The organism is Colwellia sp. MB3u-41 (assembly GCF_014076845.1).
Lineage (GTDB): Bacteria > Pseudomonadota > Gammaproteobacteria > Enterobacterales > Alteromonadaceae > Colwellia_A.
Map to the genome: position 1 here is coordinate 256,803 of NZ_JACGUT010000077.1, position 14,295 is coordinate 271,097.

12 protein-coding genes are annotated in these 14,295 nt (G+C 38.0%); 11 read left to right on the forward strand and 1 reads right to left on the reverse strand.

What is annotated here, in order from left to right; translation table 11 throughout:
- The first annotated feature begins 17 nt into the window (after window positions 1-17).
- The 7 genes from hflX to H4J73_RS10350 all read left to right on the forward strand — a co-directional run bounded on the left by hflX (window position 18) and on the right by H4J73_RS10350 (window position 7,555).
- Window positions 18-1,325, forward strand: a complete 1,308-nt coding sequence (gene hflX, locus H4J73_RS10320; protein WP_182180600.1) for a ribosome rescue GTPase HflX — start codon at window positions 18-20, stop codon at window positions 1,323-1,325.
- A 54-nt stretch (window positions 1,326-1,379) separates the two neighbouring features.
- Window positions 1,380-2,525 (forward strand): FtsH protease activity modulator HflK, encoded by a 1,146-nt coding sequence (gene hflK, locus H4J73_RS10325; protein WP_182180598.1) that lies wholly within the window; start codon window positions 1,380-1,382, stop codon window positions 2,523-2,525.
- A 3-nt stretch (window positions 2,526-2,528) separates the two neighbouring features.
- On the forward strand, window positions 2,529-3,416 hold the full coding sequence (gene hflC / locus H4J73_RS10330) for a protease modulator HflC (protein ID WP_182180596.1): 888 nt from the start codon (window positions 2,529-2,531) through the stop codon (window positions 3,414-3,416).
- Between the two features lie 131 nt (window positions 3,417-3,547).
- Window positions 3,548-3,736 carry a DUF2065 domain-containing protein gene (locus H4J73_RS10335; protein ID WP_182180594.1) on the forward strand — a complete coding sequence of 63 codons (189 nt, stop codon included), beginning with the start codon at window positions 3,548-3,550 and terminating at the stop codon, window positions 3,734-3,736.
- A gap of 144 nt (window positions 3,737-3,880) precedes the next feature.
- Entirely contained in the window at window positions 3,881-5,179 is a 1,299-nt protein-coding gene (locus tag H4J73_RS10340; protein ID WP_182180592.1) for an adenylosuccinate synthase, read from the forward strand.
- A gap of 501 nt (window positions 5,180-5,680) precedes the next feature.
- Entirely contained in the window at window positions 5,681-6,922 is a 1,242-nt protein-coding gene (locus tag H4J73_RS10345) for a malic enzyme-like NAD(P)-binding protein (RefSeq protein ID WP_182180590.1), read from the forward strand.
- Window positions 6,923-7,189: 267 nt separating this feature from the next.
- Complete coding sequence (locus tag H4J73_RS10350) at window positions 7,190-7,555, forward strand: hypothetical protein (RefSeq protein WP_182223479.1); 366 nt, start codon at window positions 7,190-7,192, stop codon at window positions 7,553-7,555.
- Between the two features lie 3 nt (window positions 7,556-7,558).
- On the opposite strand, the gene metJ is transcribed toward H4J73_RS10350, so the two are convergent.
- Window positions 7,559-7,888, reverse strand: a complete 330-nt coding sequence (gene metJ / locus H4J73_RS10355; protein WP_182180586.1) for a met regulon transcriptional regulator MetJ — start codon at window positions 7,886-7,888, stop codon at window positions 7,559-7,561.
- Between the two features lie 182 nt (window positions 7,889-8,070).
- Between metJ and metB the strand changes: the two genes are divergently transcribed.
- The 4 genes from metB (at window position 8,071) to rluF (ending at window position 14,236) form a co-directional block, all read left to right on the forward strand.
- Complete coding sequence (gene metB / locus H4J73_RS10360; protein ID WP_182180584.1) at window positions 8,071-9,228, forward strand: cystathionine gamma-synthase; 1,158 nt, start codon at window positions 8,071-8,073, stop codon at window positions 9,226-9,228.
- A 40-nt stretch (window positions 9,229-9,268) separates the two neighbouring features.
- Window positions 9,269-11,719, forward strand: coding sequence for a bifunctional aspartate kinase/homoserine dehydrogenase II (metL, locus tag H4J73_RS10365; protein WP_182223480.1), 2,451 nt, complete (start codon window positions 9,269-9,271; stop codon window positions 11,717-11,719).
- A 168-nt stretch (window positions 11,720-11,887) separates the two neighbouring features.
- Window positions 11,888-13,339 carry a hypothetical protein gene (locus H4J73_RS10370; protein WP_182180580.1) on the forward strand — a complete coding sequence of 484 codons (1,452 nt, stop codon included), beginning with the start codon at window positions 11,888-11,890 and terminating at the stop codon, window positions 13,337-13,339.
- Window positions 13,340-13,417: 78 nt separating this feature from the next.
- On the forward strand, window positions 13,418-14,236 hold the full coding sequence (gene rluF, locus H4J73_RS10375) for a 23S rRNA pseudouridine(2604) synthase RluF (RefSeq protein WP_182180578.1): 819 nt from the start codon (window positions 13,418-13,420) through the stop codon (window positions 14,234-14,236).
- The last annotated feature ends 59 nt before the right edge of the window (window positions 14,237-14,295 follow it).

The following is a 14,295-nucleotide window of genomic DNA, read 5'->3' on the forward strand; positions in this document are numbered from 1 at the left end:
TTATAGGTAATACTCAATTGTTTGATCGTTATGAAGCAGGTGAGCAAGCTATTCTTGTTCACCTTGATTTCCCTGATGAAAATGCACGTGAAGACTTACAAGAATTTGAAATGCTTGTAAGCTCTGCGGGTGTGAATGCGCTTGCTATTATTACCGGTAAACGCAGTACACCTCACGCTAAATTCTTTGTTGGTAGTGGTAAGGCTGAAGAAGTAGCCGAGGCGGTAAAGCTATACCAAGCCAATGTCGTACTTTTTAATCACGAACTTTCCCCCTCTCAAGAAAAAAATATTGAAGCGTTGTGTGAATGTCGTGTTATTGACCGCACGACACTTATTTTAGATATTTTTGCACAACGCGCGCGAACCCATGAAGGGAAGATGCAAGTTGAGCTGGCACAGTTACGACACATGAGTACTCGCCTTATTCGTGGCTGGACTCACCTTGAACGACAAAAAGGTGGTATAGGCTTACGAGGTCCTGGTGAAACTCAACTAGAAACTGATCGGCGTTTACTTCGTGATCGTATGGTTAATATTCGTAAACGTTTAGAACGGGTTGAGAAACAACGCCAGCAAGGCAGAAGAGCAAGAACACGCGCTGAAATACCGACTATTTCTTTAGTGGGTTATACCAATGCGGGTAAATCGACGCTGTTTAACATTATTACTGAGGCAAATGTTTATGCAGCTGATCAATTATTTGCAACTTTAGACCCTACGTTACGAAAAATTGAGATTGAGGATGTCGGTCGGGCAATACTCGCTGATACAGTAGGTTTTATCCGTCATTTGCCTCATGATTTAGTCGCTGCTTTTAAAGCAACATTGACCGAAACTCGTGAAGCTGAGTTATTACTACATGTAATCGATATTTCGGACGATAGGCGAACTGAAAATATTGAGCAGGTTGAAACGGTTTTAAAAGAGATCCAAGCGGGCGACGTACCGCAATTATTAATTTGTAACAAAATAGATGCTCTGGAAGATATTCAGCCTCGCATTGACAGAGATGACACAGGCTTACCTAGTAGAGTCTGGTTGTCTGCACAGAAAGGTATAGGAATCGATTTACTTTTTCAAGCGCTAGCTGAACGCCTTGGAAAGAAAATTATTAAGCACAACTTATGTTTACCTCCAAGTGAAGGTAAATTACGGGGTGTATTTTATCAATTAAATTCTATTGTTGATGAAAGTTATGATGAAGACGGAAATTGTTTATTAAAAGTTAAATTACCTGCAAGAGAGTGGGATAGATTAGTTAAACTCAACGAAGCTGATATTGAAGGCTTTATTGAACGCAAACAGACTGATATATTACCGTAATGGGTAAATAGTAGTTTTAGTATTTATTTAAATTTAAAGTGAGTGGAGAAGACCATGGCGTGGAACGAACCGGGGAATAATGATAAAGACCCCTGGAAAAAGAAAGATGATAAGAATCAAGGGCCACCTGATTTAGACGATTTACTTAAAGATATTGGTAATAAGTTCGGTGGTATTTTTGGTGGTAAATCATCAAACGGTGGTAGCAAGAAAGGCGCATCGAATGTTGGTATCGCTATTGCTTTAATTGTGGGTATTCTTGTCTATGCATTTAGTGGTTTTTATACCATTAAAGAAGCTGAGAAAGGTCTTGTTTTACGTTTTGGACAATATTCTGGCACAGTAGAGCCAGGTTTGCGTTGGAAGTGGACATTTGCGGAACGTATTATTCCTGTAGATATGCAAACAACACGCGATTTACCTGCATCTGGCTTCATGTTAACAAAAGATGAAAACGTAGTACGTGTTGAAATGCAAATACAGTATCGTGTTGTTGATGCGCGTAATTATATTTTCAGTGTTACCAATGCAGATGACAGTTTAAGCCAATCACTAGATAGTGCTTTACGCTTTGTTATTGGTGATTCTAGAATGGATGATATTTTAACAAGTGGTCGTGAGAAAGTTCGTCAAGATGTTTGGAAAGAATTAGATGATATTATTGCCCCGTATAACCTTGGGTTAATTGTTGTCGATGTTAACTTTAAAGATGCTCGTCCTCCTGAAGAAGTGAAAGATGCTTTTGATGATGCTATTTCTGCACAAGAAGATGAAGTGCGTTTTTTACGTGAAGCTGAAGCCTATGCACGTGGTATTGAACCACGAGCACGTGGCCGAGTGAAACGTATGGAGCAAGAAGCCATAGCGTATAAGCAACAAACGGTATTAGATGCTGAAGGTGAAGTGGCTAAATTCAATAAACTATTACCTGAATATTTAGCGGCTCCAGAAGTTACTCGCCAGCGTATGTATTTATCAACGATGGAAAGCGTTTACGCGAATACCAGCAAAGTAATGGTTGATGTTGAAGGCGGTAATAATATGATGTATTTACCGTTAGACAAAATGATGCAAAGTCAGTCATCAAACCAGAATAATACGATGCAGAGCCAGTCACGTGTAAACAAATCTGTTAATACGTCAAGCTCTGCTCCTGACTTGTCAGGTCGTGCAGACAGATTTAATGATGGGAGAAATTAAGCAATGAAAAACTTTATAATTGCATTAATTGTATTATTTTTGGTATTAACTGTCTCTTCTGTTTTTGTCGTTTCAGAAGGACAACGTGGTATCGTTTTTCAGTTTACAAAAATTAAACGTGATGCTGATACCGGCGAAATGATTGTCTATGAACCGGGCTTACATCTTAAGATACCGTTTATTAACAACGTTCGTAAACTTGACGCGCGTATTCAAACACTTGATGAAGCAGCTGATCGTTTTGTGACCTCTGAGAAAAAAGATTTGATGGTAGACTCTTTTGTTAAGTGGCGTATTGTTGATTTTTCAACCTTTTACTTACGGACCTCTGGTTCAGTAGAAAATGCTCGTGCGTTATTAAAGCAAAAAGTAAATAATGGTCTGCGTACCGAATTTGGTACTCGTACCATTAAAGAAATTGTTTCAGGTGACCGTGATGGCATTATGGCTAAGGCTTTGGCAAGCGCTGAAAGTAGTCGCGAAGATTTAGGTATTGAAGTTATTGATGTACGTATTAAGGCGATTAATTTACCCGCCGAAGTTAGTGCGTCTATCTACGACCGCATGCGAGCAGAACGAACCGCGGTTGCAAAAGAGCATCGCTCTAAAGGTCAAGAGCAAGCAGAAATTATTCGTGCAACAATAGATGCTAAAGTAACAGTGATGTTAGCAACGGCGCAAAAAGAAGCACAAGAAATGCGTGGTGAAGGTGATGCATTAGCCGCTAAAGTTTATGCTGATTCATATGGACAAGATCCTGAGTTTTTCAGTTTCTACCGTAGCCTTGAAGCGTATGAAAAAAGTTTTAGTAGTAAAAGTGATATCCTGGTGGTTAAACCTGATAGTGATTTCTTTAACTACTTAAAAGAAGGCGCTAAAGTTCAAAAGTAGTCTATTCTTTTGATAAAAAAGCCATGACTTGTCATGGCTTTTTTATATCTGCTATAAGTAGCAACCAATCAATTGTTAATAGGAGTAATTCCTTATTTCAATACTAATCAAATAACTTACGGAGTATTAAGATGATAGATACACTGTTAACCGCTTTCGCGTTGGTACTGATCATTGAGGGTTTAGTACCAGCCCTTTTTCCCAATAAATGGCAAAACTACCTAATAAAGTTAACACAACAACCGACTTCATCTATCCGTAATATCGGCATGAGTTTATTGTTTTTTGGTATGATTATTTTATGGTTGATGAGCAAATAGGTTAAAGTTTGATATAAATATTTTTTATAAGCCCTTTAGTTAATTGAATATTTTAAAATTGAACTAAAAATCGTCATATATTACTTGGACTACTATTTTATTTTTGATAAAATCGCCGCCTAATTTTTTATCGAAATTGAAAACATGGGCAAAAACGTCGTAGTTCTAGGCACCCAATGGGGTGACGAAGGTAAGGGTAAGATTGTTGATTTACTCACAGATAAAGCTAAGTACGTAGTACGTTATCAAGGAGGCCATAATGCAGGTCATACTTTGGTAATTGACGGTGAAAAAACCGTACTTCATTTAATTCCATCGGGTGTATTACGTGACAATGTGAAATGTTTAATCGGTAACGGCGTAGTTTTATGTCCAAAAGCCTTGATGACAGAAATCGCAATGTTAGAAGCTAAGGGTGTTCCTGTTCGCGAACGCTTACTTATTAGTGATGCTTGTCCGTTAATTCTTCCTTACCATAATGCTTTAGATGCGGCGCGTGAAATTGCTCGTGGTAATAAGCCTATTGGTACGACAGGACGCGGAATTGGTCCAGCTTATGAAGATAAAGTGGCTCGCCGTGGTTTACGGGTTGGTGACTTAGTCTGTGCAGAAACATTTGCAATTAAATTAAAAGAAATTGTTGAATACCATAATTTCTCTTTAGAACATTACTACAAAGTTGAGCCTGTTTGTTATGAAACAGTCCTTGCTGATGCCCTCGCGGTGCGTGATGTGATCCTTAAGATGGTTGCTGATATACCTGAAATGCTTGATCAAGCGCGTAAAAACGGTGAGTCAATTATGTTCGAAGGTGCTCAAGGCACTTTACTGGATATTGATCACGGTACTTACCCTTATGTAACGTCTTCAAATACTACTGCAGGTGGCGTTGCTACCGGTTGTGGTTTTGGACCTCGTCACTTAGATTATATATTAGGCATTACTAAAGCATACACAACGCGTGTTGGTTCGGGTCCTTTCCCAACAGAACTAGACGATGAAGTGGGTGAACACTTAGGCACCGTTGGCCATGAATTTGGCGCAACTACGGGTCGTGAGCGACGTTGTGGTTGGTTTGATGCCGTTGCAATGCATCGCGCGATTCAAGTTAACAGCGTAACAGGTTTCTGTTTAACTAAACTTGATGTTTTAGATGGTTTAAAAACACTTAAAATTTGTACAGGCTACAAAACTCAAGCGGGTGATATTATCACCGTGCCGCCAACGGCTGCTGAAGGTTATGAGTGTATTACACCTGTTTACGAAGAAATGCCGGGCTGGTCTGAAACAACAGTTGGAGCAACTTCTCGTGATGTTTTACCTGCTAATGCAATTGCTTACATCAAGCGTATTGAAGAATTGACAGGCGTACCGGTTGATATTATTTCAACAGGACCAGAACGTAATGAAACTATTATTTTAGTTAATCCGTTCACTGATTAACACATAATACAGCATATTTTCTAAAATAAAATTTTATTAAAACCACCTTTTAGGTGGTTTTTTTTTCATCAAAAATAAAATATATTCAAACATTGATTTGAATATAAATGCAAAAAAAATTACTAACACTACAATCATAAGTTATAAAGTTAATGAACGTTATGGTTTTAATGTTAAAATTTAGTGATAAATTCGCTATTGTGCATTGAAAAAAACAAAAATAGAAAGCTAAGTTTAGCCAGTGAATGAAGTTTATAAAATGTACATAAGTATTAGATGAATAGATTAAGCTATATAACGAATATTTAGTTTTATGATGTGCAATAGAAAAGTGCTGAGGGTATGTTTGTTGTGGCTTCTGGCACTTTTTTATATAAGAATAATGTTGGAACAACATGTAAGATTGCCATAATATATATAACTATACTGTATGTAAAAATAATAAAACTTAAAAAATAGCATAAAAAACATAATAAATTTACCTAACGCATAGGACTCATCATGACTGATTTTCGCCAACAAGCACTTGATTACCATCAATTCCCAACGCCAGGGAAAATAAGTGTCGAATTAACTACCGCTGCTGAAACTAGCCTTGATTTAGCGCTCGCATACAGCCCCGGTGTTGCTGAGCCGGTACGTGCAATTGCAGCAAACCCAGATGATGTTTACAAATATACCGGCAAAGGTAATACGGTTGCTGTTATTACTAACGGTACCGCTATTTTAGGTTTAGGTAATTTAGGTGGTATGGCTGCTAAGCCAGTGATGGAAGGTAAAGCGTTATTGTTTAAGCGATTTGCAAACATTAATTCATTCGATATCGAGGTCAAACATAAGACAGTTGAAGAATTTGTTAATACGGTGGCTAATATTGCAGATAGTTTTGGCGGCATTAACTTAGAAGATATTAAAGCGCCAGAGTGTTTTGCTATTGAAAAGGCCCTTATTGAACGTTGTAAAATACCTGTATTTCATGATGATCAACATGGTACCGCTATCGTTACTGCTGCAGGTATGATCAATGCCTTAGAAATTCAAGGTAAACATATTAAAGACGCCAATATAGTGTGTCTTGGGGCAGGTGCTGCAGCAATTGCTTGTATGGAACTCTTAATAAAATGTGGCGCTCAGCGAGAAAAAATCTACATGTTAGATACTAAAGGTGTTATTCATACTCGTCGTGACGATCTTAATGAATACAAGCGTATGTTTGCTAATAATACCGATAAACGTACGCTAGAAGATGTCATCGATGGCGCAGATGTATTTGTCGGTGTTTCTGGGCCAAATTTACTTTCTGTTGAAAATGTAAAAATGATGGCGGCGAATCCGGTGATATTTGCTTGTTCAAACCCCGATCCTGAAATTAAACCAGCATTAGCGCTTGCTGTTCGCGATGATCTTATTATTGCCACTGGACGTTCTGATTACCCTAACCAAGTTAATAATGTTTTATGTTTTCCTTTTATTTTCCGTGGAGCATTAGATGTTCGTGCTAGAAGGATTAACGATGAAATGAAAATTGCTGCTGTTAATGCCATCCGTGAATTAGCAAAAGAACCTGTTTTGCAGGAAGTGCTAGATGCTAGCGGTGAGCAAAGTTTAACTTTTGGTAAGGAATATATCATTCCTAAACCAATGGACCCGCGTTTATGTGGTCGAGTTGCACTTGCTGTTGCCCAAGCTGCGGTTGATTCTGGCGTTGCCGCATTAGCGATGCCTGAAAATTATATGGAATAATCAGCGCAAAGGAGCAATCGTGGTTTATGTGGTCGAGTTGCACTTGCCCAAGCTGTGGTTGATTCTGGCGTTGTCGCATTAGCGATGCCTGAAAATTATATGGAATAATCAGCGCAAAGGAGCAATCGTGGTTTATGTGGTCGAGTTGCACTTGCCCAAGCCGCGGTTGATTCTGGCGTTGCCGCATTAGTGATGCTTGAAAATTATATGGAATAATCAGTAAAATGTAATGCAAATAAACTAAGATGAACACGCGGGAGAGCCATAATGAAAAACGTAACAAAAGCAGTTTTACTTTCTACGCTTGTTTACCCAGGAGTTGGCCAACTAGTTTTTCAGTCCTATCGGCGTGCAATAGCGCTAATTTTAGTATTTTCAATAACGGCTTATGTGTATATTGAAGAGGTGGTCAGTAAATATCAGCCACTTATTGATAGAGTAAAATCAGGTGAAATTGGGCTAAACAGCCAAGTACTTGCAAATGAAATAGCAAAACACCCTATTACTTTTGATCCGTTCTGGGTGAGCACATTAACCTATATACTCGTAATTTGTTGGGGAGTGGGTGTTATCGATGCTTATCGTTTAGGCATAAAAAAAGACGCTAAAGCGTCTTTAAATGAGTGTAAATAATTACTACTCGTCATCTACTTCAAATTGACTAAAGTCGGTAATCCCCTTTGCTATCAGTGCATCTCGAACACTTTTGGGGAGCATTTCAGTATTGTCTTTTGTCAAATCACCATCATCAGGAAGAGGCTGTCCAGTAAAAGCATGTAAAAAAGCTTCACATAATAATTCACTGTTTGTCGCATGGCGTAAATTATTAACTTGTCGACGTGTGCGTTCGTCAGTTAACACCTTAAGCACACGCAACGGAATTGATACGGTGATTTTTTTAACTTGCTCACTTTTTTTCCCATGTTCGGCGTATGGTTTTATATAATCGCCATTCCACTTTGCCATCTAATTACCTTGTTTAGCTAAATTATTTTTTATAGGTTCGATTTTACTGGTTGTTGGCGTTGAGTCAATAACGAATGTGTAGAAGTTTAGAAGTCTAAAGTTCTTGACCGGCAAAAGTAAAGCGTTTAGAGTTATAGACGTCCAAACATCTATTTGATTTTATTGTCCAATTGGAGCAAAAAATGACAAGCAAAAAACCAGCAACATTGGCGGTTAGAGCGGGTATTAATAGTGATAAACACCATGGTGGCGTTGTACCTGCAATTCATTTATCGAGTACTTACGCTTTAAAAGGCTTTAATGATAAGCGCCAGTTTGATTATTCTAGGACAGGAAATCCAACACGAAGTACATTTGGGCAAGCTATTGCTGATTTAGAGCATGGCGCAGTTGGTATAGTCACTAGTACCGGTATGTCTGCTGTTCATTTAATCTGTCAACTACTGACAACACAAGATACTGTTATTATCCCCCATGACTGTTATGGTGGCAGTTATCGATTATTTACCCATTTAGCAAAACGTGGCCAATTTAATGTTATCGTTGTTGACCAAAACGATGAGGAAGCCTTAGCTCAAGCACTGGCGAAAAAGCCAAGATTAGTTCTGGTTGAATCACCGAGTAACCCATTATTACGTTTGGTTGATATAGAAAAGGTCACTCAGGCGAGTCATAATGTAGGAGCTTTAGTTGCGGTAGATAATACTTTTCTTTCACCTCTTTTGCAGCAGCCGTTATTATTAGGCGCGGATATTGTTTTTCATTCAACAACTAAATATATTAACGGTCATAGTGATGTGGTTGGTGGTGTATTAGTAACAAAAGACCAGGAGCTTGGTGTAGAACTTGCGTGGTGGGCAAATTGTATTGGTATTACGGGCTCACCATTTGACAGCTATCTTGCATTACGCGGCTTAAAAACATTGCCTATTCGCATGAAACAACATCAAGAGAATGCAAATGTTGTGGCAAAATACCTAAAAAATCACTCAGCAATTAATGCCGTGTATTTTCCTGGTTTGAAAGATCATCCAGGACATGAAATTGCTAAGCGGCAACAAAAAGATTTTGGCGCTATGATGAGTTTTGAAATAAAAGGCGGTGTTGAAGCGGTTAAAGTGTTGTTTGATAAGTTAGCACTCTTTACCTTGGCACAATCGTTAGGTGGCGTCGAAAGTTTAATCAGTCATCCATCAACGATGACTCACGCAGGTATGGAGATTGAAGCACAAATTGCTGCAGGTATCACGCAATCCTTAGTCAGAATTTCTGTAGGTATTGAAGATATTACTGATATTATCAGTGATTTGGAACAAGCTTTACTTGCGAGCCAAATTTAAGTTTTTAGGCTATTTTTAGTAGAATAATTAATGAGTGAAAATGACACAGTCAAATACAGTAGAACCGTTATCATCCGGGAATAACCAACTTGCCAAACATGCTATACATGCACATAAATTTGGTGGTAGCAGCTTGGCAACCACACAATGTATTGAGCGTGTGGTTGCTATTATTCGCAAAAATTGTCAGTTAGATGATTTAGTCGTTGTCTCTGCTAATGGTAATACGACGGATGACTTATTCAATATTTATGAACTCGCTGTTGAAAATAGTCAGGATCTTTTAGTCGCCATTGAGGCATTAAAACAGTCACAAAGTGTATTAATTAGTGAACTATTAAATAAGAGTAGAGCCGCATGCTTAATTGAGATTTTGTCTGATGATATAGATCAATTAACCGTTTGGTTAACAGAGCAACCGCGTCAACATCATGCTGATATGCTGGCCTATGGAGAAGTGTGGTCTGCGCGTTTATTATCCGCAGTGCTGAGTGAGCAAGTGTGTCCAAGTTATTCAATTGATGCGCGTGATTTCTTAGTTATTAATAACGATAAAGAGTGTGCAGTTGATAATCAAAGCAGCAAAAAACAATTTCAGGAAATATTACAAAAGGGAAAGTTGGCAGTCATTACTGGCTACATTACTAAAAACTCACGAGGTGAGACCTGTACATTAGGACGTAATGGCAGTGACTATTCAGCAACAATAATCGCATCGCTGTCGGGTGCGTTGAATGTTACGCTCTGGACTGATGTCGATGGTATATATAGTGCTGATCCCCGTGTTGTACCACTTGCTCGTAAATTACACCGTTTACCAAACGGTGTAGCAAAAGAGCTTGGTCGCTTGGGTAACCCCGTTTTACATGCAAAAACTTTACAACCGCTCACGAACCACAGTACGCATTTACATGTAGCAAGCAGTTTTGATCCCGAAATATCTGGTACAGAAATTGGTAAATTTGGTCAAATTGCTAAGCAAGAACTATCAGTGACTTCACTCAATGATTTATTACTGGTTCAATCAACAAGTTTAACTGGTTCATTGGCTGGGCAGGCTAACCATGAGTTTTCTGCTATTTGCAGTGATGTTAAACAAGGTTTTATTGTTATTCACCGAGCACAACAAAAGTTGGTTAGTCAATGGTTAGCCAATCATGATACCGACGTGTCATTCACACCGGTTTCAATTTTAGCTATTGTTGGTCACAGTGTAGTGAACCAAGGTAATATTCAAGCGCGTTTTAAGCGTGCTCTCAAACATTCCAAAGTGCTTTATGTGGTTAACTCGTTAAGTGAACATAGTATTATTGCCGTTCTTCAGCAGAGTTGTACGGGGGAGTTACTCAATAATGTTCATCATGATATGACTAAAGACGCACGTCATATCGGGGTTGTTGTAGCAGGACTTGGTAATATTGGTCAACGGTTTTTGGAGTTATTACCTGGGCAACTCAATCGGATCCCGGCGTTAGAGAACGTACATTTAGTCGGTTTAGTTGCGTCGAATAAAGCACTTCTTAATACCGACGGTATCGATGTTGTTCGAGCGATAAAGCTTTATGAGCGAGATGCTAAAGCTTATGACAATGCATTATTAATGTCATGGTTGACCAATCACCCTTACGATGAATTAATTGTTGTTGATATAACACCCAGTGAACATTTTAGTTATCTATACGGCGATTTTTTTAGAGAGGGAATTCATGTTATTGGCGCAAATAAGTGGGCGGCATCGTCCAGCACCAAACAATATAATACCTTAGTATCGACAGCGGCAAAAAATAAAAGCTTATGGTTAGGTAATACGACCGTAGGTGCAGGTTTACCGATTAATTTTGCGATTAACGATTTACTTAATAGCGGCGATCAAATCATTGAAATATCCGGAATTTTCTCTGGAACACTCTCTTGGTTATTTGAAACCTATGATGGTAGTGTTCCTTTTTCAAGGTTGTTACTAGATGCACTGTCACAAGGTATTACTGAACCTGATCCACGTGAAGATTTATCGGGCCGAGACGTACAACGAAAATTACTAATACTAGCGCGTATGGCTGGTTTTGAATTATCACTTGAAGATATTGATTGTCAGAACTTAGTACCTGAATCACTACAAGGCCTATCAATAAAAGATTTTTTAGCAAAAGCAGCTCAATTAGATACTTATTTTGCTGAACAGTTAGCGCAAGCGTCGGCGAAGCAATCGTGTATTCGTTATATTGCAGAGTTTGCTGTAAATGAACAAGGTAAATCAACAGCTAAGGTTCATTTAGCTGTTTTACCCAATAATGACGCATTTACTCGTTTAACACCGTGCGATAATATATTTTTAATAAAAAGCCTTTGGTATCAAGATAACCCACTCATTATCCAAGGACCTGGTGCAGGACGAGATGTTACCGCTGGTGGCTTACACTCAGATTTAGTTAGTATCTGTCAACAATTGGCAGGTAAAAAACATCAAGTTAAAATTAAAGGTTTAAGTTAGTTACATAACGCTTTTAATAGACAATACTTTAATTTAAAAAGCATGACCTTAACGTTATGCTTTTTTATTACGTAAAGTGTACGAAATACTTGTTTCCGTAGTATTATCAACTAGCATCTGGTTAACAAAAATTTTAATACACTTATTTAAGGCTCAGTTTTATTTTTTATGGCAAATAAAAGTAACAGCGATACAAACTTTACCGCACAAGCAAAAAGCCTTTTAACAAGGATATACGGACGTAGCCAACTAAACGATTCAGTACTCGAGCGTGCGATTGAATATTATGAAAAACAACCCTTTATCCAACATAAGCTCGATGAACTTCAAAATAATATTGAAAAAATAACGGCCCAAGTCCCTAGCGATAAAACTAAACAACAAAGGGTTCGGTTAGAGCGAGAAGAACGTGCCTATCAGGAAGAATTGAAGTTCGAACGTAATGAGCGCCATCAACATTTATTCTTGCTGTGTAAAGAAATTATCAGTTTATGCGAAGGTGATAGTTTTGAGGAAAGTAATCGTAAATCAGGGCAGTTATTAGGTATTATCCAATTAGTTAGCCCTACCCAAGGTAAAAAAGTCGCTTTATCCAATGAGCAGAACAAGCCTCTTTATAAAAGTGTGCTGTGTTTACGTTTACTCGACAGATTATGTTTAGACAAAAATATTGTTGAACCTTACATTAAAGTTGCCTTGGGTAATATATCTTCAGACCAGTATAAAACTTTTGCACAAGACAATCCACAAGCGTATCAGGCTTTTGTTGAAAAGGTGAAAATTCCTTTAATGATGGCGTCATTATTACAAGATATGGGTAATAACCACCCTGAAGCGATAGCTATTTTGTCTGGCGAAAAAAATGAAAAAAATCCTCACAGAACATTACCGATAGAAGAACGAAAAGCATTATTACAAATTAACTACCGGGAAACGGTAAAATACCTTGTAGATGGCATTGGCGCGTCGATTTATATAGGTAACTCAAAAGCAGATCGTGATAAGTATAATGCACTTGAACGTAAAAAATTATTATTTATTAAGCACCTATTAAAAAGCGCCGTGAACCCAAAACAAGGGATTGGTAATTTACTTAAAGTGCCACAAATCTATAGTTCAATAATCTTGTCGACCAAAGATAGCTATAACTACAAATTATTACCAAAAGTTTATCATGTCTTAAACCAGAATGCAGAGCGCGGAGCCTGTAGCCAGATAGTTGTTGATGCACTCGCTCAAATTACGGGTCATTTCCCTCAAGGTTATGGCGTTACCTATATTCCGGTAGAACAAGATATGGCTGACCGCTATGAATATGCAATAGTCAGTCAGCTTTACCCTAATGATCTTGAAAATCCTATTTGCCGAGCAGCAACGCGTAATTTAGCTTTTATATGTCATGGACAAGAAGTTGTGCTCAAAAAGTCTAATAATTTGTATTATACAGAAACAGCAAAAAGTTTTTCTAGCATCAGCAAAGAACGGCTCCATGAAATATTAGAGCTTTTAGTATCAAATTATCATGAACGTAAGAAATTAGACTTAATTCCACGCTGTTGGGAGCCCGGAGAGTTCTTTGCTGTAAAGATTAACCAAAACCTGTGGAATAAAGCTAAATAATAATAAAGCTTTTATCAATGTCTGTAAAAGTTCAGGTAAAATACATATTCACTACTTTGTACTATTTTGGAATATCTCGTGAGCGATCAAGAAAAAAGACTCAACAAATTTATCAGTGAATCAGGTTATTGCTCGCGTCGAGGTGCTGATAAGCTGATTGAAGAAAACCGAGTTACCATTAACGGTAAAAGCCCTGAATTAGGTACTAAAGTACAGCCAGGTGATGTTGTTTTTGTTGATGGTAAACAAGTCGGTGCAATGCCTACCAATAAATCAGACAGGGTTTATATTGCCTACAACAAACCTATTGGCATCACTTGTACAACTGAACTAAATGTCAGGGGCAATATTATTGATGCTATTGGTCATCAAGAAAGAATTTTCCCTATTGGTCGTTTAGACAAACCATCAGAAGGATTAATTTTTCTTACCAGTGATGGAGATATTGTTAATAAAATTTTACGCGCTGAAAATGCACACGATAAAGAGTATATTGTGACCGTTGATAAACCTATCAGTGAGCGTTTTATTCTGCGTATGTCTAAAGGTGTTCCTATTCTTGGTACTATTACAAAACCTTGTATTGTTAAAGTTCACAGCAAATTTGAATTTCGCATTATTCTTACGCAAGGCTTGAATCGCCAAATTCGCCGCATGTGTGAATATTTAGATTATGAAGTATTGAAACTCAAACGTTCACGTATTATGACCGTTGAACTGGGCGACTTAAAGTCAGGCCAATGGCGAAATTTAACGAAAGAAGAAATGACCGAAATAAATGCTGCGGTAGCGACGTCAACGAAAACAGCCTTACCAAAAGAAGCTGATGAATCTGCAGATCCCTGGGCTACTGTTATAGCAGTCACGGATATAGAAAATGATACGGATATCTCATAACTATACTAAGTTTATCCCTTTTACCCCATGAGAAAATAGAACCACTCATTAATTAAACG

Excerpts from the sequence above, each read along its gene's own strand:
- hflK (WP_182180598.1), top strand. The coding sequence starts at position 1,380 with ATGGCGTGGAACGAACCGGGGAATAATGATAAAGACCCCTGGAAAAAG.
- hflC (WP_182180596.1), top strand. The coding sequence starts at position 2,529 with ATGAAAAACTTTATAATTGCATTAATTGTATTATTTTTGGTATTAACT.
- H4J73_RS10335 (WP_182180594.1), top strand. The coding sequence starts at position 3,548 with ATGATAGATACACTGTTAACCGCTTTCGCGTTGGTACTGATCATTGAG.
- H4J73_RS10340 (WP_182180592.1), top strand. The coding sequence starts at position 3,881 with ATGGGCAAAAACGTCGTAGTTCTAGGCACCCAATGGGGTGACGAAGGT.
- H4J73_RS10345 (WP_182180590.1), top strand. The coding sequence starts at position 5,681 with ATGACTGATTTTCGCCAACAAGCACTTGATTACCATCAATTCCCAACG.
- H4J73_RS10350 (WP_182223479.1), top strand. The coding sequence starts at position 7,190 with ATGAAAAACGTAACAAAAGCAGTTTTACTTTCTACGCTTGTTTACCCA.
- metJ (WP_182180586.1), bottom strand. The coding sequence starts at position 7,888 with ATGGCAAAGTGGAATGGCGATTATATAAAACCATACGCCGAACATGGG.
- metB (WP_182180584.1), top strand. The coding sequence starts at position 8,071 with ATGACAAGCAAAAAACCAGCAACATTGGCGGTTAGAGCGGGTATTAAT.
- metL (WP_182223480.1), top strand. The coding sequence starts at position 9,269 with ATGACACAGTCAAATACAGTAGAACCGTTATCATCCGGGAATAACCAA.
- H4J73_RS10370 (WP_182180580.1), top strand. The coding sequence starts at position 11,888 with ATGGCAAATAAAAGTAACAGCGATACAAACTTTACCGCACAAGCAAAA.